General features: G+C 71.9%; 25 protein-coding genes and 1 pseudogene. 7 read left to right on the top strand and 19 right to left on the bottom strand.

All coding sequences use genetic code 11. From position 1 onward, the window contains the following. Positions 1-10: 10 nt before the first annotated feature. From C6N31_RS00970 to sigE, 5 genes and pseudogenes are all read right to left on the bottom strand, one after another. On the bottom strand, positions 11-625 hold the full coding sequence (locus C6N31_RS00970; protein WP_138350999.1) for a hypothetical protein: 615 nt from the start codon (positions 623-625) through the stop codon (positions 11-13). A 144-nt stretch (positions 626-769) separates the two neighbouring features. Further along, positions 770-1,216: a sec-independent translocase gene (locus tag C6N31_RS00975; protein ID WP_138351000.1), complete on the bottom strand. Its 447-nt coding sequence runs from the start codon at positions 1,214-1,216 to the stop codon at positions 770-772. Positions 1,217-1,338: 122 nt separating this feature from the next. Then, positions 1,339-2,691: pseudogene (locus C6N31_RS00980) on the bottom strand (S1C family serine protease); the annotation flags it as partial. 13 nt (positions 2,692-2,704) lie between these two features. Further along, a complete protein-coding gene (locus tag C6N31_RS00985) occupies positions 2,705-3,496 on the bottom strand; it encodes a zf-HC2 domain-containing protein (RefSeq protein ID WP_198357009.1) in 792 nt (263 codons plus the stop codon). Continuing rightward, positions 3,493-4,254, bottom strand: a complete 762-nt coding sequence (gene sigE / locus C6N31_RS00990) for an RNA polymerase sigma factor SigE (RefSeq protein WP_187145001.1) — start codon at positions 4,252-4,254, stop codon at positions 3,493-3,495. The genes C6N31_RS00985 and sigE overlap by 4 nt, the downstream gene beginning before the upstream one ends. Before the next feature lie 224 nt (positions 4,255-4,478). On the opposite strand from sigE, the gene C6N31_RS00995 reads away from it, so the two are divergent. Then, a complete protein-coding gene (locus C6N31_RS00995) occupies positions 4,479-5,117 on the top strand; it encodes an O-methyltransferase (RefSeq protein ID WP_244809857.1) in 639 nt (212 codons plus the stop codon). 88 nt (positions 5,118-5,205) lie between these two features. Here C6N31_RS00995 and C6N31_RS01000 read toward each other — a convergent pair whose 3' ends face one another. Beyond that, positions 5,206-5,373 carry a DUF3117 domain-containing protein gene (locus tag C6N31_RS01000; protein ID WP_069464762.1) on the bottom strand — a complete coding sequence of 56 codons (168 nt, stop codon included), beginning with the start codon at positions 5,371-5,373 and terminating at the stop codon, positions 5,206-5,208. 279 nt (positions 5,374-5,652) lie between these two features. Here C6N31_RS01000 and chcB point away from each other — a divergent pair, with 279 nt between their 5' ends. After that, positions 5,653-6,453: a 2-cyclohexenylcarbonyl CoA isomerase gene (gene chcB / locus C6N31_RS01005; RefSeq protein WP_138351005.1), complete on the top strand. Its 801-nt coding sequence runs from the start codon at positions 5,653-5,655 to the stop codon at positions 6,451-6,453. Positions 6,454-6,466: 13 nt separating this feature from the next. Here chcB and C6N31_RS01010 read toward each other — a convergent pair whose 3' ends face one another. Both C6N31_RS01010 and C6N31_RS01015 read right to left on the bottom strand, forming a co-directional pair. Continuing rightward, entirely contained in the window at positions 6,467-7,057 is a 591-nt protein-coding gene (locus C6N31_RS01010) for a DNA-3-methyladenine glycosylase I (RefSeq protein ID WP_198357010.1), read from the bottom strand. Next, a complete protein-coding gene (locus C6N31_RS01015; protein WP_232484654.1) occupies positions 7,050-7,478 on the bottom strand; it encodes a cell division protein DivIVA in 429 nt (142 codons plus the stop codon). Before C6N31_RS01015 ends, C6N31_RS01010 begins: the two co-directional genes overlap by 8 nt. Positions 7,479-7,612: 134 nt before the next feature. On the opposite strand from C6N31_RS01015, the gene folP reads away from it, so the two are divergent. Then, complete coding sequence (gene folP, locus C6N31_RS01020; RefSeq protein WP_138351007.1) at positions 7,613-8,473, top strand: dihydropteroate synthase; 861 nt, start codon at positions 7,613-7,615, stop codon at positions 8,471-8,473. Positions 8,474-8,482: 9 nt separating this feature from the next. Here the strand turns inward: folP and C6N31_RS01025 are convergent, their stop codons facing one another. The 3 genes from C6N31_RS01025 to dapE form a co-directional block, all read right to left on the bottom strand. Continuing rightward, positions 8,483-9,298 carry an LOG family protein gene (locus C6N31_RS01025; protein WP_198357011.1) on the bottom strand — a complete coding sequence of 272 codons (816 nt, stop codon included), beginning with the start codon at positions 9,296-9,298 and terminating at the stop codon, positions 8,483-8,485. A gap of 19 nt (positions 9,299-9,317) precedes the next feature. Continuing rightward, on the bottom strand, positions 9,318-10,397 hold the full coding sequence (locus tag C6N31_RS01030) for an alpha/beta hydrolase (RefSeq protein WP_164295281.1): 1,080 nt from the start codon (positions 10,395-10,397) through the stop codon (positions 9,318-9,320). Between the two features lie 117 nt (positions 10,398-10,514). Further along, positions 10,515-11,585, bottom strand: a complete 1,071-nt coding sequence (gene dapE, locus C6N31_RS01035; protein WP_138351010.1) for a succinyl-diaminopimelate desuccinylase — start codon at positions 11,583-11,585, stop codon at positions 10,515-10,517. A 102-nt stretch (positions 11,586-11,687) separates the two neighbouring features. On the opposite strand from dapE, the gene C6N31_RS01040 reads away from it, so the two are divergent. After that, positions 11,688-12,629 carry a VldE C-terminal domain-containing protein gene (locus C6N31_RS01040; RefSeq protein WP_198357012.1) on the top strand — a complete coding sequence of 314 codons (942 nt, stop codon included), beginning with the start codon at positions 11,688-11,690 and terminating at the stop codon, positions 12,627-12,629. Positions 12,630-12,904: 275 nt separating this feature from the next. After that, positions 12,905-13,402: an ATP-binding protein gene (locus C6N31_RS01045; protein WP_138351012.1), complete on the top strand. Its 498-nt coding sequence runs from the start codon at positions 12,905-12,907 to the stop codon at positions 13,400-13,402. Positions 13,403-13,483: 81 nt separating this feature from the next. On the opposite strand, the gene dapC is transcribed toward C6N31_RS01045, so the two are convergent. Continuing rightward, a complete protein-coding gene (gene dapC, locus C6N31_RS01050; RefSeq protein WP_164295283.1) occupies positions 13,484-14,581 on the bottom strand; it encodes a succinyldiaminopimelate transaminase in 1,098 nt (365 codons plus the stop codon). Between the two features lie 88 nt (positions 14,582-14,669). After that, on the bottom strand, positions 14,670-14,996 hold the full coding sequence (gene fdxA / locus C6N31_RS01055; protein ID WP_138351014.1) for a ferredoxin: 327 nt from the start codon (positions 14,994-14,996) through the stop codon (positions 14,670-14,672). 114 nt (positions 14,997-15,110) lie between these two features. On the opposite strand from fdxA, the gene C6N31_RS01060 reads away from it, so the two are divergent. Together C6N31_RS01060 and C6N31_RS01065 are read left to right on the top strand one after the other, a co-directional pair. Further along, positions 15,111-16,118, top strand: coding sequence for a GNAT family N-acetyltransferase (locus tag C6N31_RS01060; protein WP_138351086.1), 1,008 nt, complete (start codon positions 15,111-15,113; stop codon positions 16,116-16,118). Then, a complete protein-coding gene (locus C6N31_RS01065) occupies positions 16,115-16,939 on the top strand; it encodes a transglutaminase family protein (RefSeq protein WP_138351015.1) in 825 nt (274 codons plus the stop codon). The genes C6N31_RS01060 and C6N31_RS01065 overlap by 4 nt, the downstream gene beginning before the upstream one ends. A gap of 15 nt (positions 16,940-16,954) precedes the next feature. Here the strand turns inward: C6N31_RS01065 and C6N31_RS01070 are convergent, their stop codons facing one another. The 6 genes from C6N31_RS01070 to C6N31_RS01095 all read right to left on the bottom strand — a co-directional run bounded on the left by C6N31_RS01070 (position 16,955) and on the right by C6N31_RS01095 (position 25,142). Beyond that, positions 16,955-17,593 carry a response regulator transcription factor gene (locus C6N31_RS01070; RefSeq protein WP_198357013.1) on the bottom strand — a complete coding sequence of 213 codons (639 nt, stop codon included), beginning with the start codon at positions 17,591-17,593 and terminating at the stop codon, positions 16,955-16,957. Positions 17,594-17,619: 26 nt separating this feature from the next. After that, positions 17,620-19,848 carry an MMPL family transporter gene (locus C6N31_RS01075; protein WP_198357014.1) on the bottom strand — a complete coding sequence of 743 codons (2,229 nt, stop codon included), beginning with the start codon at positions 19,846-19,848 and terminating at the stop codon, positions 17,620-17,622. Between the two features lie 150 nt (positions 19,849-19,998). Continuing rightward, the gene (locus tag C6N31_RS01080; RefSeq protein ID WP_198357101.1) at positions 19,999-21,180 is read right to left on the bottom strand and encodes a sensor histidine kinase; all 1,182 of its coding nucleotides are present in this window, start codon (positions 21,178-21,180) and stop codon (positions 19,999-20,001) included. 106 nt (positions 21,181-21,286) lie between these two features. Further along, on the bottom strand, positions 21,287-22,027 hold the full coding sequence (locus C6N31_RS01085; RefSeq protein WP_138351018.1) for an ABC transporter permease: 741 nt from the start codon (positions 22,025-22,027) through the stop codon (positions 21,287-21,289). Next, a complete protein-coding gene (locus C6N31_RS01090; RefSeq protein WP_198357015.1) occupies positions 22,024-22,980 on the bottom strand; it encodes an ABC transporter ATP-binding protein in 957 nt (318 codons plus the stop codon). The genes C6N31_RS01085 and C6N31_RS01090 overlap by 4 nt, the downstream gene beginning before the upstream one ends. Positions 22,981-23,096: 116 nt before the next feature. Further along, entirely contained in the window at positions 23,097-25,142 is a 2,046-nt protein-coding gene (locus C6N31_RS01095) for a VanW family protein (protein WP_187145000.1), read from the bottom strand. Positions 25,143-25,226 lie beyond the last annotated feature (84 nt).

The following is a 25,226-nucleotide window of genomic DNA, read 5'->3' on the forward strand; positions in this document are numbered from 1 at the left end:
ATGCCGGCCGTCAGCCGTCGTACGAGGTGATGTCCTTCACCACGGCCAGTCCCAGCCCGTACGCGCTCATGCCGCGCCCGTACGCGCCCAGGTGGGCGCCGCGCGCGGAGCCCGCCAGGACCCAGCCGTACGCGGACTCCCGGTAGTGGAACGTGGTGGGCTCGCCGTCCACCGGGAGCGTCAGGGTCGACCAGTGGGGGCCGGCCAGATCGTCGGCGAGGTCCCAGGCGGTCGCGATCTGCTGGTCGAGCCAGTCCTGGCGCAGTGCGCGTTCCATATGGCTGGGCCAGGTGCAGGACAGCAGGCCGGAGCCCGCCAGCCAGGCCGCCGAGGACACCGAGGTGGCCTCCAGTACGCCGGTGCCGTCCGAGCTGCGCCGGCCGGGACGCCGGGCGACCGTCACGACCACGGCGAACCGCTGGGCCTGGGGGTCGGTGGTCTCCGCCTTGATGGACGGTTCGTCGCCATGCCCTATCGAGCCGTGCTCCACGGTTCCGTCCGCGCTGGTGCCGACCGCGGTCAGCCAGCGGCGTCCGGTGAACGCCTCGTCCAGCCCGTACCACGGGAAGTCGGCCATCAAGTAGCCGTCGACCGCTCGATCCGCTGTGCCGGTCTTCGTCTCCATCGGGGTGGCGCCTCCTCCATGCCCTTTTGGGCTCCGCCATCTTGCCGGACCGGAGCCGGGCCCGGAGGCCAAAACGGCGCACGGTGATGGCGGACACATGGAGAATAGCCACCCCAAGGGGTGGAACGGGACAAACAGGTTGACTCAGGTCGCGTCGGAATCGAACGGCGGGGGCTCGTCCTTGTCCAGCGTCTCGCGCTTGCGGAGCCGGTCCGGGGTGCTCGTGGCGGCACCCGCGGCGCCGGCGGCGGCCGCGGCCGTGGTGTCGGTGCCGTTCACGGCATCCGTGACCTCGGCCATCTCCTTGCGGAAGTCGAAACCGTTGCGCAGATCCTGCAGACCGAGCTCTTCGTTCTCCAGGATGTTCTTGCGGATGTACGTCTTGGGGTTCAGATCCTCGAACTCGAAGTCCTTGAACTCGGGCCCCAGCTCCTTGCGGATGTCCTCCTTGGCGCTGTCCGAGAAGGCCCGCACCTTTCGGATGAACGACATCGTGTCCTGGATGACCTTCGGCAGCTTGTCCGGGCCGAAGACGAGCACCGCAAGGATGACAAGCGCGATCATCTCCATCGGGCCTATGTCGAAGAACACCTTGCAGCTCCTTGGGACGTCCACAGCCGGGTGGGCAGGGTCCGGGTCGACTTACCGTACCTGGCCGCGCGGGCAGCGCGGGAGTGGCTTGGGCCAACACTACGTCGACACCGGGTAAAGGGTCAGCCCCCGGTGGCCGAACCCAAGGTCAGCTCGACCGTACGCTCCGTTCCGGCGCGCACCAGGGTGAGTGTGAGGTGGTCACCCGGTCGGTGGCTGCGGATCTTGACGATCAGCTCCTCGCCGCGGTGCACCCGCTCGCCGTCGACCGCCGTGATGACGTCACCGGCCTCGATGCCGGCCTGGTCGCCGGGACCGCCGGGGGTCACCGCGGTGGTGCCCGCCTTGCCGCCGACCCGGGCGCCGTCCCCCTCGTAGGTCATGTCGACGGTCACCCCGATCACCGGGTGGGTGGCCTTACCGGTGTTGATCAGCTCCTCTGCGACCCGTTTCGCCTGGTTGGCCGGGATGGCGAAGCCGAGGCCGATGCTGCCGCCCTGGCCGCCGGCCGGGCCGCCGTCGTCGGCCGCCCGGATCGCGCTGTTGATCCCGATCACCCTCCCCTGCCCGTCGACGAGCGGGCCGCCGGAGTTGCCGGGGTTGATCGGTGCGTCGGTCTGCAGCGCGTCCACATAGCTGACGTCGGTGCCGTCGGTGGCGCCGCCGGCGGTGATCGGCCTGCGGGTGGCGCTGATGATGCCCGCGGTGACGGTGCCTTCGAGGCCGTACGGGGCGCCGATGGCGACCACCGGATCGCCGACCCGCACCGAATCGGAGTTGCCGAGGGTGAGCGGCCGCAGCCCGGACACCCCGCTGACCTCGATGACGGCGAGGTCGTAGCCGCTGTCCACCCCGACCACCTTCGCCTTGCTCAGCTGGCCGCCGTTGAAGGTGACCTGGATGTCGGCACCCTTGCCGGCGGCGCCGACCACATGGTTGTTGGTGAGGATGTGGCCCTTGGCGTCCAGCACGAACCCGGTGCCGGTGTCCTCGCCCGCGGCGCCCTTCACATGGATGTAGACGACGCCCGGCAGGGTCCTGGCCGCGATCCCCGCGACGCTGTCGCCCGCCCGGTCGGCGCTGCCCTCGGAGACCTGGGGCAGTGTCACCTGATCGCCGTCCTGGGCACTGTGCCGTTCGGCGTAGACGCCGGCCGCTCCGCCGATCCCGCCGGCGAGCAGCGCCACCAGCGCGGCGCCCGCGATCAGCGGGGCCGCCCGTCCGCGACGGGCGCGGGCCGGGGTGCCGGGACCGTGCCAGGGAGCGGGCTCGGCGGCGCCGCCGGACATGCGGTTGAGCAGGTACGGGTCGGGGAACGCCTCGTCCGGGGCGGGTCCTGCCGCCTCCGCGCCGCCCGCGCCGGGCACCGGGCCCGACGGGCGACTCCACCACTGCGGCCGGTCCGCCTCATCGCTCATTCTTCGAGCCTGCGGGCGGTATGCGGAAGTCCGCAAGTGCCACACGGCCGGATGGCCTCAGCCGTGCGGGTCAGCGGTGTACGGCAGGTCCTGGAGTGGCCGCCGGGGTCAGCGAGGCGGTCGGTGCGGGCTTGGTGACCGGCACGGACGCCATCAGCGGACGGGTCACCGAGGCCGGCGTGGCGCCCGCCAGCGGGGGATGCCGCAGATAGCGGTCCTCCGCCGAGTTCACCAGGTCGTTGCGGAGCGGTTTGAGGTCGGAGACCGAGTTGACGCCGCTGAGCGGGGCGACCGCGGGGCCCTGTTCCTCGGGGCGCGGGGCGCCGCTGTCGATCGACGCGTCCATCGGGAGCGCACCGCCGAGCGCGATGGCCGCCATCGAGAACGCGCCGGCCGCCGCGAAGGCGAACCGCCGGCCGCGCGAGGCCGAACCGGGCGAGGACGCCGAACGCTCGACCTCATGGATCCGGAAACCGCGGGACCGCACATCGGTCGGTGCGGCGAGATCGGGACCAGGGGACAGGAAGGAGAACTCCTCCGCCGCGCTCTGCCCGAACACATCAGCACTGAAGAGGCCGCCGTCGAACGGGCCTCTTCCCTCGTCGTCGCCACCGCCCGGCAGTCCCTGGAGCCGGGCCAGCAGGCCCGCGGACAGGGTCGGCGGCGCCGTGGTCGCCACGACGTTCTTCAGCCGGCGCTGCTCATCGGCGGCTGTCTTGCACTGGGGACACGTCACCAGATGCGCGAGCACCCGGTCCCGGGTGTCATCGGGCAACTCGCCGTCGACGAACGCGGCGAGCCGATCGCCGAGATGCTGCTCGGCAGATGCGACGTGTTGCCGGCCGGTACCGCTACTGCTCACGCTCTCCCGCCCTCCAGGCCCGGTTTCGGTACGGCGGCGGCCAGCGCACGGCCCGGTCGGGCCGCGGGGGAACGGTGCTCAAGAGCCTTGCGCAGGTGGGAACGGCCGCGGTGGATCCGGCTCCGGACCGTGCCGAGCTTCACGCCGAGGGTGGCGGCGATCTCCTCGTACGACAGCCCCTCGATGTCACAGAGCACGACGGCGGCGCGGAACTCCGGCGCGAGGGTGTCCAGCGCCTGCTGGACGTCCGCGTCGAAGTGCGTGTCGTTGAAGTGCTGTGCGGGGGACGGCTCACGGCTCGGGAGCCGCTCCGCCGCGTCGTCGCCGAGCGCGTCGAACCTGATCCGCTGACGTCTCCGCACCATGTCCAGGAAGAGATTGGTGGTGATGCGGTGCAGCCAGCCCTCGAAGGTGCCGGGCGTGTACGTGGACAGGGAACGGAAGACACGGACGAAGACTTCTTGTGTGAGGTCCTCGGCATCGTGCTGGTTGCCCGTCAGGCGGTACGCCAGGCGGTAGACGCGGGCACTGTGCGTGCTGACGATCTCCTCCCAGGAAGGAGGCGTCCACGCCTGGTTCTCCCCGTCGGTGGCGAAAGTCGCGTTGGCGGGTACGTCGTTGCGTGAACGGTCAGCAGTGTTGGTCACGGATTTCGGCTGTCCGGAGGACCTGAGAATATGCCGGAGCACTCCCCGATCACCGGCCGCAGCCGCACCTCCCCTGTCGGCTCTGGTGGTCTCCAGTAGAGCCACTACCATATCCACCTCGCCCGTTAGCTCCGGATAAGTGCGCTGTCTCGCCGGGGACCTGGTCGGGGCGGCTGCACGGAGGCACTTCCCGCGTACCGCACGTTCTCGGTCCCGCCCTACTAACGCGCAGTCCCATCAGCAGGTTCCCGGCTCGGGGGTCCCACCCAGCGGTAGCTGGGGGAGGATACAGTCGCCGGGCGGGCCGCAACACCGACGGGGACAGGGAGAGGGCCATTACCGGCAACCGGCAGGCGAGCTGGGCGTTCGCCGACGCCTTCGTCGCCGAAGACGACGCGCTGATACGAGCCCGGCGGCGCGCCCACGAGTCCGGTCTGCGCCCTGTGTCCCCCGGAACCGGCGCGACGCTGCGGCTGCTCGCCGCCGCCTCCGACGCCAAGGCCGTCGTCGAGATCGGCACCGGCACCGGTGTGTCCGGCATCCATCTGCTGCTCGGGATGCGGCCGGACGGCGTGCTGACCACCGTCGATTCGGAACCCGACCGCCAGCAACTGGCCCGCGAGGCCTACCGGGACGCCGGCTTCGCCGCCAACCGCGCCCGGTTCATCCCCGGCCGCGCGCTGGAGGTCCTGCCGCGGCTGGCGGACGGCGGGTACGACCTCGTCTTCTGCGACGGGGACCGTCTCGAGTACCTGGACTACCTCGGCGAATCGTTGCGCCTGCTGCGTCCGGGCGGGCTGGTCTGCTTCGAGGGGACCTTCGCCCAGGGCCGCACGCTCGACGCGGCCCATCAGGACACCGAGGCCGTGCGGCTGCGCGAGCTGATGCGCGCGGTCCGCGAGAGCAAGGCGTTCGCGCCCGTCCTGCTGCCCACCGACGACGGGCTGCTCTGCGCGGTCCGCCGAGGCCCGTAGCCGGGTCCCGGACACGGCAGCGGCCCCGGTTCCGGACCTGGAACGGTCAGGAATCGGGGCCGTGACGTTTATTGGGAACGCGCTCGTGTCAGGCGATGGCCTTCTTCAGCGCGTCGCCGAGGGCATCCGCCTCGTCAGGAGTCAGCTCGACAACAAGCCGTCCGCCGCCCTCGAGCGGAACGCGCATGATGATGCTCCGCCCCTCCTTGGTGACCTCGAGCGGGCCATCACCCGTCCGCGGCTTCATGGCCGCCATGCTCGTTCCCCTTCCTGAAACCAGCTCGGACTCGAACACATTGGTTCTCGACCATTATCCCGCATGTGCCGACCCGATGACCAACATCGGTTCCCATCCGTTCGAGAAACCCCTCCCACAAAACCGGCCAATTCGGTGATGAGACTGCGATACTTCGCCGCCGCACTCCCGTTCCGTGCCGCATTCGCCCCGTTGAATGTTTGACGTACGTCACATGTTCGCCTGTGGCGATGTCCGGCATGCTGGCCAGGACCGGAGCCGCGACGAAGGGGATCATCCATGTCCGACAGCGTGCTGTACGAGGTGAGCGACGGGCTCGCGACCATCACCTTGAACCGTCCCGATGCCATGAACGCCCTGAACGTCGAGACCAAGGTCGCGCTCCGCGAGGCCGTCCGGGGCGCGGCGGCGGATTCCCAGGTCAGGGCCGTTCTGCTGACCGGAACCGGGCGCGCCTTCTGCGTCGGCCAGGACCTCAAGGAGCATGTCGGCCTGCTGATGGAGGACCGCGAGTCCGGCACGGGCGCCACGATGTCGACGGTCCGGGAGCACTACAACCCCATCGTCACCGCCCTCGCGACGATGCCGAAGCCGGTGGTCGCGGGAATCAACGGGGTCGCCGCGGGCGCCGGCGCGGGTCTGGCGTTCGCCTCGGACTACCGGGTGGTCGCCGACACGGCGAGTTTCAACACGTCCTTCGCGAAGGTGGCACTGACCGCGGACTCGGGCGCGTCGTGGACCCTCCCCCGGCTGATCGGCCACGGCCGCGCCGCCGATCTGCTGCTCTTCCCCCGCAACGTGACCGCCCAGGAGGCCCTGGAGCTCGGAATCGCCAACAAGGTCGTCCCGGCCGCGGACCTGGCCGCTGAGGCCCTGGCGGTGGCACGGAGCCTCGCGGCGGGGCCGACGGTGGCCTACGCGGCGATCAAGGCGTCGCTGGCGTACGGGACGGACCACTCGCTCCTGGAGACGCTGGAGAAGGAGGACGAGCTCCAGACCATCGCGGGCGCGTCGGAGGACCACCGGATCGCCGTGGAGGCGTTCCTCAAGAAGGAGCCGCCGCGCTACCTGGGCCGGTAGCGGCGCAACAGGTCTACGACCTGGTGGTCCGCACGTGGCAGCCGGCCAGGTGGTCGTCGACCAGGCCGCAGGCCTGCATCATCGCGTAGGCCGTGGTCGGCCCGACGAAGCGGAAGCCCTGCTTCTTGAGGTCCTTGGCCAGCGCAACCGACTCGGGCGTGGTCGCCGGTACGTCGTCGAGCGTGCGCGGCACCGGCCGGCCCGCCGGGTCCGGCGCGTGCGACCAGATGAGCTCGTCGAGGCCGCCGGCGCCCAGCCCGGCGGCCACGTGGGCGTTACCGAGGGACGCGTCGATCTTGGCGCGGTTGCGGATGATGCCGGGGTCGGCGAGCAGCCTTTCCCGGTCCTCGTCGGTGAACGCCGCGACCGCCTTGATGGAGAAGTCCGCGAAGGCGGCGCGGAAGCCCTCGCGGCGGCGCAGGATCGTGATCCAGGAGAGCCCGGACTGGAACGCCTCCAGGCACAGCCGCTCGTAGAGCGCGTCGTCGCCGTGCACCGGACGGCCCCACTCGCCGTCGTGGTACGCCACGTACTCCGGCGCCGACAGCCCCCAGGGGCAGCGGGCCAGGCCGTCCTCGCCGGTGACCGTGCCGCGCTCACTCATGGGGGCGGTCCTCCGGGTCCTTGCGCAGCGAGGGCGGGGTGTCCGACGGTGCGTCCGGCCGCATGGGCGGCTGGTCGAGGACCGACAGCGAGAGCGGCGGGTCCAGCAGTGCCGGCGTGCCCAGGGCGGTCGCCTGGGCGCCGGCCAGGGCCGACTCCAGATCCGCGATGCGCGCGTCCCGCTCGGCCAGCTCCGCCGCGAGGCGGTCCAGCACCTCGTCCGCGTCGAGCATCCGGTAGCCGCGTACGGCCACCGGCAGCCGCAGCCCGTCGATGTCGGCGCGGACCAGCGGGCGGTCGACGGGCAGCCGGTCGTCGATCCGGTCCGGGTCCGCGTCGCGGAGCGGGCCGCCGTCGCCGAGTACGGCCAGTGCCACTGCGGCGACCACCGCGACCAGCGCGATGAGCATGAACCAGAACAAGACCGTCTCCCGGGGCCGCGCGATGTGTTTGCACGATGGTGCCATGTCCGGCCCCCGCCGGACCCTCCTGTGGGGAGCCGGCACCCTCCTGCGGCTATCGTCGCCGGTGGGCGATCTACAGGAGGCACACGCAAATGCTGCGGCTGGGCACGCGGGAGTTCGGCGACGACGAGCTGGTCATCATGGCGATCGTGAACCGGACACCCGATTCGTTCTACGACCAGGGCGCCACGTTCAGCGATGAACCGGCCCTGCTGCGCGTGGAACGGGCGGTGTCCGAGGGCGCCGCGATCATCGACATCGGCGGGGTCAAGGCCGGTCCCGGAGAGGACGTCTCGGCCGAGGAGGAGATCCGCCGCACGGTCGCCTTCGTCGCCGAGGTCCGCCGGCGGCACCCGGACGTCGTGATCAGCGTCGACACCTGGCGGCACGAGGTGGGCGAGGCGGCCTGCGAGGCGGGCGCCGATCTGCTGAACGACGCCTGGGGCGGCGTCGACCCGAAGCTGGCCGAGGTCGCCGCCCGCTACGACGCCGGGCTGGTCTGCACGCACGCCGGCGGCGTCGAGCCGCGCACCCGCCCGCACCGGACCGGGTACGAGGACGTCATGGCGGACATCCTGCGGGTCACCGTGGGCCTCGCGGAGCGGGCCGTCGGGCTCGGTGTGCGGCGCGACGCCGTCCTCATCGACCCCGGGCACGACTTCGGCAAGAACACCCGGCACTCGCTGGAGGCGACCCGGCGGCTCCCGGAGATGACGGAGACCGGGTGGCCGGTGCTGGTGTCGCTGTCCAACAAGGACTTCGTGGGCGAGACGCTCGACCGCCCGGTCAAGGAACGGCTGATCGGGACGCTGGCGACCACCGCGGTCTCGGCCTGGCTCGGGGCCCGGGTGTACCGCGTCCACGAGGTCGCCGAGACCCGTCAGGTGCTGGACATGGTGGCCTCCATCGCGGGGCACCGGCCGCCCGCGGTCGCCCGCCGCGGGCTGGCGTAGGGGCGCGGCTCAGCCCTCGGTCTCCTTGGTCACCAGGGCCACGGCCTCGTCCACGTCGTCGGTCAGATGGAACAGCTCCAGATCGGCCGCGGAGGCCTTGCCGCCCTCGATCAGGGTGCCCCGGACCCAGTCGACGAGGCCGCTCCAGTACGCGGTGCCGAACAGGACGATCGGGAACCGGGTGACCTTCTTCGTCTGGACGAGGGTGATGGCCTCGAACAGCTCGTCCAGGGTGCCGAAACCGCCGGGGAGCACGACGAAGCCGCGCGCGTACTTCACGAACATCGTCTTGCGGACGAAGAAGTAGCGGAAGTTCACCCCGATGTCGACGTAGGGGTTGAGGCCCTGCTCGAAGGGCAGCTCGATGCCGAGCCCGACGGACACCCCGCCGGCCTCGCCCGCGCCCTTGTTGGCGGCCTCCATGGCACCGGGGCCGCCGCCGGTGATCACCGCGAAGCCGGCCTCGGCCAGCGCGCGGCCGATCGAGATGCCCGCCGCGTACTCCGCGGAGTCGACCGGGGTGCGCGCGGAGCCGAACACGCTGACCGCGGGGCCGAGTTCGGCCAGGGCGCCGAATCCCTCGACGAACTCGGACTGGATGCGCATGACCCGCCAGGGATCGCCGTGCACCCATTCCGAGGGGCCGCGGCTGTCCAGCAACCGCTGGTCGGTGGTGCCGGCCTGTACCTGGCCGCGCCTCCGGACCACCGGCCCGGTGTGCCGTTCCGGCCAGCCCTGTCCCTGCGGAGAAGAGTGCTCGGCCGCCTCGTTGGCCGCCGCTGCCGCCTCCTGCGCGTTGCTCGTGTCCCTGCGTGCGGTACTCATGCGAGCAGCGTACGACGCATCACGGCGCGTCCGGGCTGGCCAGCGGCACAACGCGCGGAGCCTCCAGGTGGCTGCTCACCCAGGTGAGCGCGTCGGGGAACATCCGTCCCCAGGTCTTCCAGTTGTGGCCGCCGGTGTCCAGCAGCATCGGGGTGACGGTCGTCGGCGCCTGCACCGCGTGGCCGAGCCACTCGGCGAACCGCGGCGGGCTCTCGGGGTCCTGGACGCTCGACCCCACCAGGAGGTCCACGTTCGGCTTGGTGTTGTGGGCCAGCCACAGCGGTGAACGGGGGCCCTCGGCGGGGTTGTCGGGGGCCAGCGCGGCGCCCGCCACGTACCGGGAGGGGTAGTCGAGGGCGAGCCGGGCGGCGCAGTAGCCGCCGGTCGATATGCCCATCACCGCCCAGCCGCTCGGGGCGGGCAGCGTACGGAAGTTGTGCGCGACCACGTCCGGCACGTCCTGGGCGAGCCAGGTGCCGCCCTTGCCCCGGCCCGGCGCGTCGGCGCAGCCGGCCTTGGCGCCCTTGGGCGTGATCGTCGGCAGGACGAGGATGGCCGGCTCGGCCTTGCCCTCGGTGATCTGCCGCTCCATGATCTGGCCGAGCCGCATGGCGCGCAGGAAGCTGCGCGGGCTCCCGGGCAGGCCGTGCAGCACCACGATCACCGGGAAGCGGGTGTTCGCGTACTCCTTCTTGTCGTACTGCGGCGGCGTCCAGACCATGACGTCACCCGACGCGCCGGATTTGGCGCCGAGCACGTCCGCCTTGCGGAACCCCTGCGCGTACGGGGCGAACTTCACCGTCAGCTGCGCCGGTCCCGGCGGGGGCGCCTTGTGCTTCGCGGAGGTGTTCATGCTGCCGCCCCCGCTGCCGCCGCCGAGCAGGTCGTCCCAGGAGGCGTAGAAGCCGTACTGGTTGTTCACCCCGGCCATCACCACGAAGACCGCCGTCAGCTGGCACACCACGATCATCCCGACGCGGGCGGGCAGCCGGACCAGCCGGGGGCCCGGCACACGCCCCCACAGCAGCACGGCCCCCGCCACGGCCACGACGGCCGCGACGATGAGCACCACGAAGAACAGCGGACTGGTCAGTCCCATGGAACGGCCTTCTTTCCCCCCACACGATCGGTTGCATCCGATCACACCATGGTGGGAACATCACGCGGATAACGGCCCGTGCGGTTCCCACCCAGCCCCCCCGCCGGGTCCTGGGCGTCAGGCGGTGAGCCAGGCCCGCAGCCGCTCCTCGGCCTCCAGGACGGCGGCCACCGACACATTCTCCTCGCGGGTGTGGGCCAGCTTGGGATTGCCGGGACCGTAGTTGACGGCCGGGATGCCGAGGGCGGAGAAACGGGCCACGTCGGTCCAGGATTCCTTGCCGAAAGGCTCAGTTCCGATGGCCGCGACGAACGCGGCGGCGGCCGGCTGGGACAGTCCGGGCAGCGCGCCGGGCGCGCTGTCGGTGGGCACGACCTCGAATCCCTCGAAGACCTCGGTGACGTGCGCGAGCGCCTCGGCCTCGGTCTGATCGGGCGAGAACCGGTAGTTGACGATCACGGCGCACGTGTCGGGAATCACATTCCCCGCGTGCCCGCCCTCGATCATCACCGCGTTCAGGCCCTCGGGGTAGACCAGCCCGTCGATGACGACCCGGCGGGGCTCGTAGGCGGCGAGCCGGGCGAGGATCGGCGCGGCCTTGTGGATGGCGTTCTCACCGAGCCAGCTGCGCGCGGAGTGGGCGCGGCGGCCGGTGGTCTGCACCCTGACCCGCAGGGTGCCCTGGCAACCGCCGTGCACCTGGGCGTCGGTGGGCTCCAGGAGCACCGCGAAGTCGCCCGCCAGCCACTCCGGGTGGTTCTCGACGAGCCGCTTGAGGCCGTTGAACTGGGCGGCGATCTCCTCGGCGTCGTAGAAGACGAAGGTGAGGTCGCGGTTGGGCTCGGGCACGGTCGCGGCGAGGCGCAGCTGTACGGCGAGGCCGGACTTCATGTCGGTGGTGCCGCAGCCCCACAGCAGTCCGTCGGCGTCGAGCCGGGACGGCAGGTTGTCCGCGATCGGCACCGTGTCGAGGTGTCCGGCGAGCACCACCCGCTCGGCGCGGCCCAGGTTCGTCCGTGCCACGACCGCGTCCCCGTCCCGGTCCACGGTCAGGTGCGGAAGGGCGCGCAGCGCCTCCTCCACGATGTCGGCCAGCGCCTTCTCGGCGAGGCTGACAGAAGGGATGTCCACGAGCTGCGCCGTGACGGCGGCGGCATCCTGGCTGAGGTCGAGCGGGCTTGCGGTCATGCCCCCGACCCTACCGGCGGTGCCCGGAGGCCTCCCGCGACGTGCGCACGTCCGGCGTCGGCGTTCGGGCTCCGGGAGCGGTGTGTGGGTACGGTGGGCCTCATGTCCCAGCCTTCGCCGACGCCGGAGCGGCGTCCTCGCCGGAACGGCCGCCGACTCCGGCTGACCGTGGCGGGCCTCGTCCTGCTCGGGATCGCCGGATACGGCGCCTACTACGTCGTCGAGAGCCGCTCCCAGCGCGCCGGGTGCACGGTCGCGGCGGACGGCAACACCATGGAGCTCGAATCGCAGCAGGCGGAGAACGCCTCGACGATCGCCGCGGTCGCGACGTCCAGGGGGCTGCCGGAGCGGGCGCTGACGATAGCGCTGGCCACCTCGATGCAGGAGTCGATGCTCCGCAATCTCGACCACGGCGACCGGGACTCGCTCGGCCTGTTCCAGCAGCGGCCCTCGCAGGGCTGGGGCACCCCGGCACAGATCATGGACCCGGTGCACGCCACGAACGAGTTCTTCGACGGCCTGGTGAAGATCGAGGGCTATGCGCGGCTGCCGCTGACCGTGGCCGCCCAGCGGGTGCAGAAGAGCGGCTTCCCCCAGGCGTACGCGAAGCACGAGGCGGACGCGACCCTGCTGACCTCGGCGCTGACCGGCCGGCAGCCCGGCGCGCTCAGCTGCACCCTGAGCTCGGGCGAGACCGTTACGACGGGCGATCCCGCGCGGGTCCGCAAGCAGCTGGCCCGTGAGTTCGGACCGCAGGTCACCCCGCGCCCGGCCGAGGGCAGGGCCGGTGGCGGCACGGCGCGCGAGCGGACCGTCCAGGTGCCGTCGACCCCCGCCGGAGGCGCGGCGGAGGGGGACGGGAAGCGCCGCGGCTGGGAGCTGGCGCAGTGGGCGGTGGCCCATTCCGCGGAGCTGAAGGTCGAGAAGGTCTCGTTCCGGGACAAGCAGTGGCGGGCGGCCGATTCCGGCAAGGGCTGGCAGAAGTCCGACACCAGTGCGGCCGAGACCGCCGACGGCGACGTACGGATCACGGTCGCGCAATAGTGCGGCGCATCACCCGCAGGCGCATAGCGGCTACGTCAAACTCCGGAAGCGGCCAATTCCCCCGACCGGCCGCCAACTCCCTTGTGACGCAAGCGATGTGACGTTTCCTCACTTCTTTGCGCCGTGACCGGAATGGACCATTTTGCCGGAGCACTATTATGCGACGCATTACCAACTCTTTACCTCGAACGGCCGCAACCTTCGGGCTCCTGGAGCGGTAGTCAGCACGTCCGCCCGGCGGACATGTCCCGTCCCCCCTCCGTAAAAGGAGCACCATGTCCCTCCCCCTTTCGCGTCGGATCGCCCGTGCTGCCCTGCTGATCGGTGCGGCCGCGGCTCCCCTGCTGGGCGCCGGCGCCGCGTCGGCCGCCGAGCTGCCGCAGACGGCTGACCTGGGTGGACTGACCAACCTTGACGGCGCGAGCCTCGGCAACACCCTCGACGGCGCCTCCCAGCAGGCCAGCGGCCTGGCCACCGAGGCCGGCAGCAAGACCGTGCAGACGGCCGTCCCGGCCGCGGGCCGGACGGTCGGCACCACCGGCAAGACCGCCGCCCCGGCCGCCCAGAAGGCCGCAGGCGACGCCGCCGGCTCCACCGGCGATCTCCTCGGCTCGACCACCAAGTCCGTGGGCGCGGCCGGCCTGTCCGGCGCCGACACCCTCCCGGTCGCCGGCATGCCCGGCGGTTCCTCGCTCCCGTCGGCCGGCACCCTCCCGATCAGCACCCTCCCGACCGACGCACTGCCGCTCAGCAGCCTGCCGATCGGCGGCTAGGCACGGCGGACCCACGCGAAGGGGCCCGGAGAGCGCGCGCTCTCCGGGCCCCTTCCGGCGTTGCGGGGACAACAGGGGACGTCAGGCCAGCCGGCGCACCGCGGCGTCCACCCGCTCGTCGAGCGCGGTGAACGCGACCCGTACGAAGTGCGCGCCCGTCGGACCGTAGAACTCGCCCGGCGCGACCAGGATGCCCTGCTTGGCCAGGTCACCGACGGTGTCCCAGCAGGACTCCCCACGCGTCGCCCACAGGTAGAGGCTGGCCTCGCTGTGCTCGATCCGGAATCCGGCGGCCTCGAAGGCGGTCCGCAGCACGGCCCGCCGCCGGGCGTAGCGCTCCTTCTGCACGACGGCGTGCTCGCGGTCGCCGAGCGCGGCGATCATCGCGGACTGCACGGGCGCCGGGACGATCATGCCGGTGTGCTTGCGCACCCCCAGCAGCTCCTTGACGACGGCCGCGTCGCCGGCCAGGAACGCGCCCCGGTACCCGGCGAAGTTGGAGCGCTTGGAGAGCGAGTGGACGGCGATCAGCCCGTCGTGGCTGTCACCGCACACGTCGGGGTGCAGCACGGAGACCGGTGCCGCGTCCCAGCCCAGCTCGATGTAGCACTCGTCGGAGACGACGAGGATGCCGTGCTCGCGCGCCCAGTCCACGATGCGGCGCAGCTCGGCGGCGTCCAGCACCCGGCCGGTCGGGTTCGACGGGGTGTTGAGCCAGAGCAGCCGGACCCGCGCCGGGTCGAGGTCGGCGACCGGGTCGGCGTACGTCACCGGCTCGGCGCGGGCGACGAGCGCCCCGATCTCGTACGTCGGGTAGGCCAGCTCCGGGTAGGCGACCTGATCGCCCTCGCGCAGCCCCAGCAGCGTCGGCAGCCAGCCGACCAGCTCCTTGGAGCCGATCAGCGGCAGCACGTTCGCCGGCTGGGCGCCCGCGATGCCGAGCCGGTCCCGCAGATAGTCCGCGACGGCGTCCCGCAGCGAGCCGGTGCCGTACGTCAGCGGATAGCCGGGGCTGTCCGCCGCGGCGGACAGTGCCTTGCGGATCACGGCCGGGACCGGGTCCACGGGGGTGCCCACCGACAGGTCGACGATGCCGTCGGCGTGTGCGGCCGCCGCGGCCTTGTACGGCTCTAGCCGGTCCCAGGGGAAGACGGGGAGACGGTCGGAGACTGGCGCCACGCTGGTGCTCACTTTCCTGGACTGGAGAACGACACCGGTCCCGTACGGAAGCCTCCCCGTACGGGACCGACGCGTCGTGCGGTCTTGATCAGCCGGGCTGGTTCTGCGGTTCCAGCGCGGCGATGAAGGGGTGGTCCCGCTCGATCAGTCCGAGCTTCGAGGCGCCACCGGGCGATCCGAGCTCGTCGAAGAACTCCACATTCGCCTTGTAGTAGTCCTTCCACTCCTCCGGGGTGTCGTCCTCGTAGAAGATGGCCTCGACCGGGCAGACCGGCTCACAGGCGCCGCAGTCGACGCATTCGTCCGGGTGGATGTACAAGGACCTGGAGCCCTCGTAGATGCAGTCGACCGGGCACTCTTCGATACACGCCTTGTCCTTGACGTCGACACAAGGCTGCGCGATGACGTAGGTCACGCTGTCGTTCCTCCTCGGTAGGGCTCATCTCGCGCGGGAGCGCGGCGTCGTCGATGCCCGCCTCTAGTATCTCCGTTCCTGGGCACGAGACGAACAAGAGGGGCACTGATGACTATGGATTTTGCCGCCACAGGACGGCTAGTGGTCCGCATCAGCCCTGCTGACGTGGGGAAACGCGTTTCGGTACGGCGGGTACTGGAGATCGCTGACGGGCAGCCTACGTTCAGCGACACCCTCGGTGTTCTCGCATCGTGGGATCACGGCGTGGTGTGCGTCACCCGCCGGGACGGTGAAACCGTCCGGATCGCCGAATCTGCGCTGGTCGCGGGAAAGGTCGTGCCCCCCGCTCCGGTCCGCCGCAGCGCTCGGGTGAGCGCGGCGGAGCTCCAGGAAGCGGCCTCGCGCGCCTGGCCGGCCACGGAGAGCGAGCGGCTGGGCGAGTGGACGCTGCGGGCCACAGAAGGGGTGCGCGGAGCGCTCCCTCGGAAGGGTGGTGGTGGGCGACGGGAGGGCTTCACGCGGCGGGCCAACTCCGTTCTCGCGCACGGTGATCCGGAGATGCCGCTGGACGAGGCGCTGGAGTTCGTCGTGCGCTGGTACGGCGAACGCGGCACGACCCCGTACCTCCAGGTCCCCGACGACGGGCCGCTCGCCGCCGAGCTCGACCGGCGCGGCTGGCTCCGGGAGGCCGACACCCTGGTCCGTACCGCACCCCTCGCGCCGCTCGCGGAACTGCCCGGCGCGGACGCCGTCACCCTGACCCGCGAGCCCGGGGATTCCTGGCTCGCGTCGTACCACCGCACGGGTGACCTGGCGGAACAGGCACTGAAGGTGGTGCTCGGCGGGCCGTCCGTCTGGTTCGCCACCGCGCCCGGGGCGATCGGGCGCGGCGTGGTGGACGGCCGGTGGGCGCTGTTCGGTGCCGTCGAGGTCGAACCGGCGTTCCGGCGGCGGGGGCTCGCCACCGCGGTGATGGCCGCGCTCGCCCGCCGGGCCGTCGAGGAGGGCGCGTCGTTCGCGTATCTCCAGGTCGAGGCGGACAACGACGCCGCGCGGGCGCTGTACGACCGGATGGGCTTCACCACCCATCACGGCTACCACTACCGCCGGCCGTCGCCGTGACGGGCCCGTGGCGTGAGCGCTTCGCGGAGGCGGCCCGCGAGGAGCGGCCCGACCTCGCCGAGCTGTGCCTGCTGATCGGCGCGGAGGCCGACCCCGAGTTCGGCCGGACCGGTCCGGACACGGCGCAGATCGAGCTCGACCGGCTGGCCGGAATGCTGCCCTACGGCCTCACGACGCCCGACGACTGGGCCCGCGCGCTGTCCGCGCTCCTCGGCGGCACCTGCGGCTTCGCCGGGCTGCCCGCCGACTACGGGCGGCTGGAGTCCTCGCTGCTGCACGAGGTGCTGCGCCGCCGGCGCGGTCTGCCGATCCTGCTGTCGGTGGTCTGGATCGAGGTCGGCCGGCGGGCCGGCGCCCCGGTCTACGGGGTGGCCCTGCCCGGCCATTTCGTCGTCGGCCTGGGTGATCCCGCCGGGCACTTCGTGCTCGCCGACCCGTTCCACGGCGGCCGGGTGCTCGACTCCGACGACGCCGGGCTGCTCGTCGCGGGCGCGACCGGCGCCCCGCTGGCGCCGGACATGCTGGTGCCCGCCGACCCGCTCGACATCGTGCTGCGGGTGCTGAACAACATCCGCGCCTGGGCGGCCGCCCGGCCCGAGGAGATCGGCGTGCAGCTGTGGGCCGTCGAGCTCGCCCTGCTGCTCCCCCGGCACCCGGCCCGGCTGCGCTACGAACGCGCCCAGCTCCTCGTACGGCGCGGTGACTACCTGCAGGGCGCGGCCGAGATGGAGGCCTACGCGGAGATGCTGAAGATCATCGATCCGGAGGCCGCGAAGTCCATCCAGGGACAGGCCAGATCGGCGCGCGCGCTGCTGAACTGAGCCGCCGGACAGACCCTAGAGCCAGCCCTTCTCGCGGGCGATCCGCACCGCTTCCGCCCGGTTGCGGGCGCCCGTCTTCTGGATCGCCGTCGAGAGGTAGTTGCGGACCGTGCCCTCGGACAGCAGCAGGCTCCGTGCGATCTCCGCGTTCACCGACCCGTCGGCCGCCGCCCGCAGTACGTCCCGCTCGCGGGCGGTCAGCGGGTCCGCCCCGTCGGCCAGCGCCGCCGCCGCGAGCGTCGGGTCGATGACCCGCTCCCCGCGCAGCACCCGCCGTACCGCGTCGGCGAGCTGGGACGCCGGCGCGTCCTTGACGAGGAACGCCTCGGCGCCGGACTCCATCGCGCGCCGCAGGTACCCGGGGCGGCCGAACGTCGTGACGATCACGATCCTGATGCCCGGCAGCGCCTTGCGGAGCTGCGCCGCCGCCTCGATCCCGGTCAGGCCGGGCATCTCGATGTCGAGCAGCGCCACGTCCGGTGCGTAGGCGCGGGCCGCCGCCAGCACCTCGTCGCCCCGGGCGACCTGGGCGACCACCTCTATGTCGTCCTCCAGGCCCAGCAGCGTGGCCAGCGCTTCCCGCACCATCGACTGGTCGTCGGCGAGGAGGACTCGTACGTTCCGTGCGGGTGGCCCGCCGCTGGCCTCAGTCATACGGCCAGAGTAGGGCCGCCGCACCGTCAGGCCGTCGTACCCTCGGCGTCCACGTGCGGCAGCACCCGGTCGAGCCAGCGCGGCATCCACCACGCGTGCCGGCCGAGCAGCGTCATGACCGCGGGCACCAGCAGGAGCCGGACGATGGTGGCGTCGATCAGGACGCTCACCGACAGGCCGAGACCCAGCATCTTGATGACGATGTTGTCGCTGAGGATGAACGCGGCGAAGACGCTCACCATGATCAGCGCGGCGCAGGTGATCACCCGTGCGGTGATCTCCAGACCGTGCGCCACGCTGCCCTTGCTGTCCCCGGTGCGCTCCCAGGCCTCGTGCACCCGCGAGAGCAGGAACACCTCGTAGTCCATGCTGAGCCCGAAGACGATGGCGAACATCATCATCGGCACATAGCTCTCGATCGGGACCGTGCCGTTGACGCCGAGTGCCGGGCCGCCCCAGCCCCACTGGAACACCGCGACCACCACCCCGTACGAGGCGGCGATCGACAGCAGGTTGAGCACGGCGGCCTTGAGCGCCACCAGCAGACCGCGGAAGACGGTCAGGATGATGATGAAGGCCAGCCCCACCACCACCGCGATGATCAGCGGCAGCCGTGCGGAGATCAGGTCCAGGAAGTCCACCTGGGCGGCGGTCGTCCCGGTCAGATAGGTGCGGGCGGCGGTGCCCGACACCGCCTTCGGCAGGACGTCGTCCTCGAGATGGTTGGTCAGATCCGTGGTGCCCGCGGCCTGCGGAACGACCTCGGAGATCGCGGTGGAGATCAGCACCTGGCCGTTGCTGGTGGGCTGCGGCGGGCTGATGCTCGCCGCGCCGGGTACGCCGGTGAGCGCCTTCTGCACCGAGGTGGCCAGCGCCGCCCGGTCGGCGGCCGGTACGTCGGTCTGGTCGACCACGATGGTCAGCGGACCGTTGGCACCGGGCCCGAAGCCTTCGCTGATCAGGTCGAACGCCCGCCGGTCGGTGAAGCTGGTCGGATCGGCGCCGTCATCGATATGGCCGAGCCGGATCGACAGCAGCGGGATCGCCAGGACCGCGATCACCACCACCCCGCCGAGCAGGAACCACCAGGGGCGGCGCTCCACCCGCTGGGCGTACCGGTGCCAGCCGCCCTGCGCCTCGCCCTCCAGGCCCTGGGTACCCTCCGCGACGGGCTTGCGGAAGGTGAAGCGGTCGATCCGGCGACCGATCAGTCCGAGCAGCGCGGGGACCAGGGTGAGCGCGCCCAGCACCGCCGTGACCACGGTGACGCCCGCCGCCACGCCCAGCTTGCCGATGAAGCTGACCCGCGACACGTACAGGCCGAGCAGCGCGACGATCACCGTGCAGCCGGAGACCAGGACCGCCCGGCCGCTGGTGGCCACCGCCCGGCCCGCCGCGACGGGCGGATCGTCGCCGTCCATCAGCAGCTGGCGATAGCGGGTGATCAGGAACAGCGCGTAGTCGATGCCCACGCCGAGCCCGATCATCGTGGCCAGGGTCGGCGAGACGCTCGCGAAGGTGGAGGCCGCCGCCAGCAGGCTCAGACAGCTCAGCCCGACGATCACCGCGATCAGCGCGCTGACGAGCGGCAGGCCGGCGGCGATGACGCTGCCGAATCCCACCAGCAGGACGACCACCGCGACGGCGAACCCGATGGCCTCGCTGGTGAAGTCCTTGGTGTCGGGCCGGGCGGCCTCGCCGAGAGGTCCGCCGTACTCGACGTCGATGCCCGCGGACCGCAGCGAGGCGACGGCGCCGTCGACGTTGCCGACCAGGGATTCGCCGATCGACGTGGGATTCTTGTCGAAGCGGACGGTGATGTAGCCGATCGTCCCGTCCTTGGAGATCGCACCCGTCGGCGGGGCGGACGCCGAGGCCGGCAGCGGGCTCGTCACCGAGGTCACGTGCGGGACCCTCTGGAGCGCGGCGACGGTCTGGTTGATCTGGTCCGTGACGCCGGTCAGCTGGCCCTTGGAGTCGTGCATGACCACCTGGGCGCTGGTGCCGCTGGAGGCCGGAGCGTTCTTCTGGAGCACCTGCTGGCCGGTGTTCGACCGGGTGCCCGGCAACGAGAAGTCGTCCGAGTACGTGCCGCCGAAGGTGTTCTGCAGGACGCGCAGCCCGGCCAGGGCGACCAGCCAGACGATGATGACCACGACGCAGCGCCGGGCGCACCACTCACCGAGCCTGCGCAGTGCTCCCGCCCGTTCGGAGCCGGGCCCCGGTCCGGCGCTCGTGGACCGTCGTGCAGCCATGCGTTCTCCCTGGAGCCCTGGGATGCGAACGGCGATCGGCGGACCGGCGCCGGCCGAGGCGGTCTTCGGCTGGTGACAGGTAGCCGACGGAGCTCCGCGGGAAACCGGCACACGTCCGAACGGGGGGACGCGACGCCGCCGCGTACCAGGTCAGGCGAGGGGCGGAACCGTCACCACAGGGGTACGCCGTGGCACGCTCGCGCTGAGCGTGAAACCGGTCGGCGCCGCCGGGCCGGTGGTGAGGCTGCCGCCGGCGAGCAGCAGGCGCTCCTCCAGGCCGGAGAGGCCGTTGCCGGGGCCGCCGGCGGGGCCGCGGCCGTCATCCGTCACGGTGAGGACGACGGTGCCGGCGCCGTCGTCGGACCGCTCGGTGAGGGTGATCACGCAGCGGGTGGCGCCGCTGTGCCGGATGACGTTGGTGATCGCCTCACGAAGGGCCCAGGCCAGCGCGCCCTCGGTGTCCGGGGCGAGCGCCGGGGACGTTCCGTCGTCCTGTGCGGCCGCGGTGGGCGGCAGCTCCACCGGGAGGTCGGCGGCGATGCCGGCGGCGGCCAGCGCGGTGCGGGCTCCGGCCAGTTCGGTGGCCAGCGTGGGGCGGCGGTAGCCGCTCACCGCCTCACGGACGTCGACGAGCGCCTGGCGGCTGACCTTCTCGATGTCGGCGACCTGCTGCGCGGCGTCCACCGGCCGGTCCGGGAGCATCCGGCCGGCCAGCTCGCTCTTGAGCGTGATCAGGGACAGCGAGTGGCCGAGCAGATCGTGCAGATCACGGGCGAGCCGCAGCCGTTCCTCGGTCGCGGCGAGCTGCGCCACGGTCTCCCGCGCCTCGCGCAGCTCCCGCATCGTCTGGACGAGTTGTCTGATGCCCACCATCGCGAACCCTCCGAGGAGGCAAGGGATCAGCAGCGCCGGAAAGAGGTCCCGCTGGGTGTCGACGAAGGAGCCGATGAGGGCGAGCGCCCCGGTGGCGGCCGGGATCAGCCAGCGGGACCGGGTCGGCGGCAGAACCGCCCCGCACGCCACCGAGACGTAGACGAAGAGCACCAGCCAGGGCTTGCCCAGGGTCGCCGAGGTGACCGCCGCCAGCCCGGCGAGGGCGCACAGCACCCAGTACACCCAGCGCTTCTCCTCCTCGGTGTTGGTCCGCAGGAAGACCAGCGACAGATAGGCGATGACGAATCCCGTGAGGCCCAGCGAGGCCAGGACGACCACCGCGGTCCCGTGGCCGCCGTGCACCAGGTCGTCCACCGGGGCGCCCAGGTAGAGCATCCAGATGGCGATCCACAGCAGCTTGACCACGGCCTGCCTGCGGGTCTCCGGCACGCGGCCCATGGAGGTGGAGTCGGCGGCCTCCAGCTCCGCGCGCCACGGCGCCCAGTTCTCTCGTCCGGCGCGGGCGCCGTCGGCGGGGTTCACGGACTTCACGGGCTTCACGGTGTCACGCCTTCTGGGTGTCCTTGCGGTACAGGTACGCCGCGCCGCCCGCGAAGACCAGCAGATAGACCAGCAGGATCGCGATGTCCTTCACATGCGGGGCGTCCCCGAGCTCGACGGCCTGGCCGAGCGCCGCGTAGGGCCGGGCCGGCAGGTACTGGGCGATGTTCTGCATCCACTGCGGGAAGGATGTGAAGGGCACCCACAGACCGCCCAGCAGCGCCAGCGCGAAGTAGGCGATCATCGAGATCGGCCGGGCGACATCGGCGGACGCGACGTAGCCGATGGCCACCCCGAGCGCCGCGAAGACGAAGCTGCCGGCCCAGCTGCACAGCAGGATCGCGACCCACTGCCAGGCGTCCAGGCGCACCTGCTTCACGGCCGCGCCGACGATCATGACGAGCAGGATCGACGGCAGGCTGATGGTGGCCGCCGAGGCGATCTTCGCGGTGACGTAGCCGCGGCCGGGCAGCGCGGTGAGCCGCAGCTGGCGCACCCAGCCCTTCTCGCGCTCCCGGGCGATCCGCTCGGCGTTGCCCATCAGGACGGCCGTCATGGCACCGAACGCGGACATCGCGACCATGAAGTACGCGACCGTCGACAGATCGGTGCCGGGCAGCTTCGCCTTGGGGTCGGTGCCCGCCGTGATGATCAGGAAGAGCAGCGGCGGATAGATCACCGAGAAGAACATGAACTTCTTGTTGCGCAGGACGCGCAGGATCTCCAGCTTGATCAGAGTCTTCATCGCTCTTCCGCCTCCTCGGCGGATGCCGCGTCGGTGATGGCGAGGAACGCCTGCTCCAGGCCGAGGCCCGCGACTTCGAGATTGCGGGGGTAGAGCCCCAGGCCGTAGACCGCGTGCATCGTCGCGTCGGCGTCGTCGGAACGGATCCGGACGGTGGCCCCGGACACCTCGACGCCCACCAGGTGCGGCAGCGCCCTGAGCGCGGGTTCGTCGATCGCGCCCTGGAGGTCGAAGGTGATCCGGCGGGCACCGGCCCGCGCCTTGATCTCGGCGGCGGTGCCGTCGGCGATGAGCCGGCCGCGGTGCAGGACCAGGACGCGGTCCGCGATCGCGTCCGCCTCCTCCAGGTAGTGGGTGGCGAACAGCACCGTGCGGCCCTCGTCGACCCGGCGGCGCATCGTCGCCCAGAACGCCTGACGGGCGGTGACGTCCATCCCGACGGTCGGCTCGTCGAGCACGATCAGATCGTTGTCGCCGGCGGTGGCGAGCGCGAAGCGGACCCGCTGCTCCTGGCCGCCGGAGAGCCTGTTGACCTTGCGGTCGCCGATGTCGGTGATGTCGGCGGTGGCCAGCACCTCGTCCACCGGGTAGGCACGCGGGTGCAGCGCACAGGCCAGGGAGATGATCTCCCGCACCGTCACGTCCTCCATGAGGCCGCCGCTCTGCAGCATCGCGCCGACCCGGCCCTGCGCGATGGCCTGCGCCGGGGTGGTGCCGAAGACCTCGATACCGCCGGAGTCGGGGTTGCGCAGCCCGAGCAGCAGATCGAGGGCCGAGGACTTGCCGGCCCCGTTGGGACCGAGCAGCGCCACGGTCTCGCCTGGGTGCAGGGTCAGGGTGAGGTCGGCGACAGCGTGCACAGGGCCGAAGCTCTTGTTCACGCCGCTGAAGCCGACCACGGGTTCGCCCGTAGTGGGCCCGTCGGTCGCGGTCTGTACGGCTGGTGCGGTCATGGCATCAGCTTCGCCGAGCGGCGGGCCCTCCCGGCAGTGCCGGACATCGTGTCTTCCGCATGACAGATGTCATGGTCCGGACCGCTGCCGGGGGCCCAGGACGATACGACCTGGCGCTACTTCGCCACGTGCGGGATCACCACGGTCTTCTTGGACTGGTCCGACGAGTTCAGCGCCGGCAGCATCGCGTCGGCGACGTCCTTCGGGGTGACGGCGGACTTCGTGCCGTTGTCCCGCACGATGAGCACGCCGGTGAACGCCTTGCCGTACAGGTCCTTGAGGACGACCAGGTCGAAGGACGGCTGGAGCTTGCCGTTGGCGTCCGCGACCATCGTCAGGAACTTGGGCAGCGACTTGTTCGGGCCGAACGGGACCTTGTGCGAGCCGTCGGCCTTCACGGTGACGATCCCGGCCATCGCGGACTTGCCGAAGCCGGCGATCGCCTCGTCGATCTGGGCCTGGGTGACCTTCGGCTGCACGGTCGTGGCGGTCAGCTCCACCAACTGGTCCCGGCCGGTCTCGGCGCGGGTCCGGTACGCGTCGGTGACCTTCTTCATCGAGCCGTCGACGTCGACGGCCTGCCGCGGGGTGCCGGGTACGCCGACGGCCTTGCCGCTGACGAACTTCACCATGCCCTCGGAACCGGATCCGCCGGCCGCCTGTTGCGACAGGTTCTGCAGCGCGGACTTCAGCTTCTCGTCGTCCTCGACGAGCACGGGTTCGGCCGGCCGCGCTCCGCCGAGGAGCGAGCCGATCACCGAGACCGGGTTGTAGTCGGTGTGCGCGACGGAGCGGACGGTGGCCAGGTTGTCGATGGAGAGGCCGGCCACCGAGGGCTTGAGCTCCAGCGTCCGGGCGCCGATCTTCACCTTGATCGGGGCGGTGATGCGGTTGCCGAGCTTCGCGTCGAGCGCCTTGACGGCCTCGTCGCGCGACTTCCCGCCGATGTCGACACCGAGGACGGTGGTGCCCTTGGGCACTTCGGCGTGGTTCATCAGCAGGCCGGCGCCGTAGGCGATACCCGCGAGGAAGACCAGGAGGCCGCCCGCCAATATCACCTTGGAGCGGCCCTTGGGCTTCGCCGGAGTGCTGTCCGCCTCGAAGCGGTAGGAGTCCTCGCCGGCGGCCGGCGGCTTGGGCGTCCTGGGGCCGGCGGGCACCGTCGGGATGCCGCTGACCAGCGTGTCGCCCGACACGCGCCCACCGGGAGCACCGGGGGCGGCGGGAGCACCGGGCCCGGTGGTGCCGGGGGCGGGCTGGCCCGCCAGGGGCAGCCGCGCCGCGCCGGTCACCGGGCCGGTGGTCGGTCCCGCCGGTCCTTGCGGACCCTGGCCCGCGGGCGGCTGGTAGGCGGGGAAAGGCGTGCTGCGGTCGCCCTCACCGGGCGCTCCGCCCGGCCCGAACGGGGGGCCGTTGAACGCCGGGTCGGCGAAGCCGGGATCGCGGTAGGACGGGTCGCTGAACGCGGGGTCCTGCGGGGCCAGCGGGTTCGAGCCGGGCCACGGGGTGTCGTCCCGGTTCCCGGGGAAGGCTCCCGGGCCACCGAGCGGGGTGCCCATCGGCGGCGCCAGGTACGGGCCCGCCGTCGGCTGTCCGCCGGCCGGCCGGGGGTCGCGGACGTCGTCGGGGAACTGCAGGCCGGCGACGCTGATCGGCTGGGTACTGTCCGATGCCGGAGGCGGCGTGGGACCCGGTGCGGGGGACGGCGCGGGAGCCGCCGCGGAGGTCTTCCGGGGGGCGAACCAGTCGCTGGTCCGCTCCGGCCCGGGGGCCTCGTCCGGCTCCGGTTCCCCGGCCGGCTCGGCAGCGGGCGCGGGCGCCGGCACGGCGTTCCAACTGAACGCGGGGCGGCCCGGGTCGGGGTCGCCGGACGGTTCCGCGGGCGTGCGGTCCTCGACGGGGGTCCGCATGACCAGCGGCGGAATCGGCCGGGATCCGGGGATGTTGATCCGGATCCTGGTGGTCATCGTGGTCTCGGTCCTGGGCTCCTCGGCGGCCGGCGGCACCGGTGCCTCGGGCGTGGCGTCGCCGTCCTGCGACCCCTCCTGCGGGTGCAGCGACGGAAACGGGCGGGTTCCGTACGGCGGGGTCCCCGACGGGTACGCGGCCCCGCCGCGACCCCCCTGGTTCCCGGAGGACGAACTGTCAGTTTCACGACTCAAAGCAGGCTCTCCCGGTTAGCTTCGCCACCTCACGGCCATCCTCAGGCGGCTCGCCAGCGCGCACCACCATACTGGGCGGCGCCG

The organism is Streptomyces fildesensis, assembly GCF_016107395.1.
GTDB lineage: Bacteria > Actinomycetota > Actinomycetes > Streptomycetales > Streptomycetaceae > Actinacidiphila > Actinacidiphila fildesensis.

What these genes read in the sequence shown, in the direction of transcription:
- C6N31_RS00970 (WP_138350999.1), bottom strand. Translation starts at nt 625, where the DNA reads ATGGAGACGAAGACCGGCACAGCGGATCGAGCGGTCGACGGCTACTTG.
- sigE (WP_187145001.1), bottom strand. Translation starts at nt 4,254, where the DNA reads ATGGTAGTGGCTCTACTGGAGACCACCAGAGCCGACAGGGGAGGTGCG.
- C6N31_RS01000 (WP_069464762.1), bottom strand. Translation starts at nt 5,373, where the DNA reads ATGGCGGCCATGAAGCCGCGGACGGGTGATGGCCCGCTCGAGGTCACC.
- chcB (WP_138351005.1), top strand. Translation starts at nt 5,653, where the DNA reads ATGTCCGACAGCGTGCTGTACGAGGTGAGCGACGGGCTCGCGACCATC.
- C6N31_RS01010 (WP_198357010.1), bottom strand. Translation starts at nt 7,057, where the DNA reads ATGAGTGAGCGCGGCACGGTCACCGGCGAGGACGGCCTGGCCCGCTGC.
- folP (WP_138351007.1), top strand. Translation starts at nt 7,613, where the DNA reads ATGCTGCGGCTGGGCACGCGGGAGTTCGGCGACGACGAGCTGGTCATC.
- C6N31_RS01025 (WP_198357011.1), bottom strand. Translation starts at nt 9,298, where the DNA reads ATGAGTACCGCACGCAGGGACACGAGCAACGCGCAGGAGGCGGCAGCG.
- C6N31_RS01030 (WP_164295281.1), bottom strand. Translation starts at nt 10,397, where the DNA reads ATGGGACTGACCAGTCCGCTGTTCTTCGTGGTGCTCATCGTCGCGGCC.
- dapE (WP_138351010.1), bottom strand. Translation starts at nt 11,585, where the DNA reads ATGACCGCAAGCCCGCTCGACCTCAGCCAGGATGCCGCCGCCGTCACG.
- C6N31_RS01040 (WP_198357012.1), top strand. Translation starts at nt 11,688, where the DNA reads ATGTCCCAGCCTTCGCCGACGCCGGAGCGGCGTCCTCGCCGGAACGGC.
- C6N31_RS01045 (WP_138351012.1), top strand. Translation starts at nt 12,905, where the DNA reads ATGTCCCTCCCCCTTTCGCGTCGGATCGCCCGTGCTGCCCTGCTGATC.
- C6N31_RS01060 (WP_138351086.1), top strand. Translation starts at nt 15,111, where the DNA reads ATGGATTTTGCCGCCACAGGACGGCTAGTGGTCCGCATCAGCCCTGCT.
- C6N31_RS01070 (WP_198357013.1), bottom strand. Translation starts at nt 17,593, where the DNA reads ATGACTGAGGCCAGCGGCGGGCCACCCGCACGGAACGTACGAGTCCTC.
- C6N31_RS01075 (WP_198357014.1), bottom strand. Translation starts at nt 19,848, where the DNA reads ATGGCTGCACGACGGTCCACGAGCGCCGGACCGGGGCCCGGCTCCGAA.
- C6N31_RS01080 (WP_198357101.1), bottom strand. Translation starts at nt 21,180, where the DNA reads ATGGGCCGCGTGCCGGAGACCCGCAGGCAGGCCGTGGTCAAGCTGCTG.
- C6N31_RS01085 (WP_138351018.1), bottom strand. Translation starts at nt 22,027, where the DNA reads ATGAAGACTCTGATCAAGCTGGAGATCCTGCGCGTCCTGCGCAACAAG.
- C6N31_RS01090 (WP_198357015.1), bottom strand. Translation starts at nt 22,980, where the DNA reads ATGACCGCACCAGCCGTACAGACCGCGACCGACGGGCCCACTACGGGC.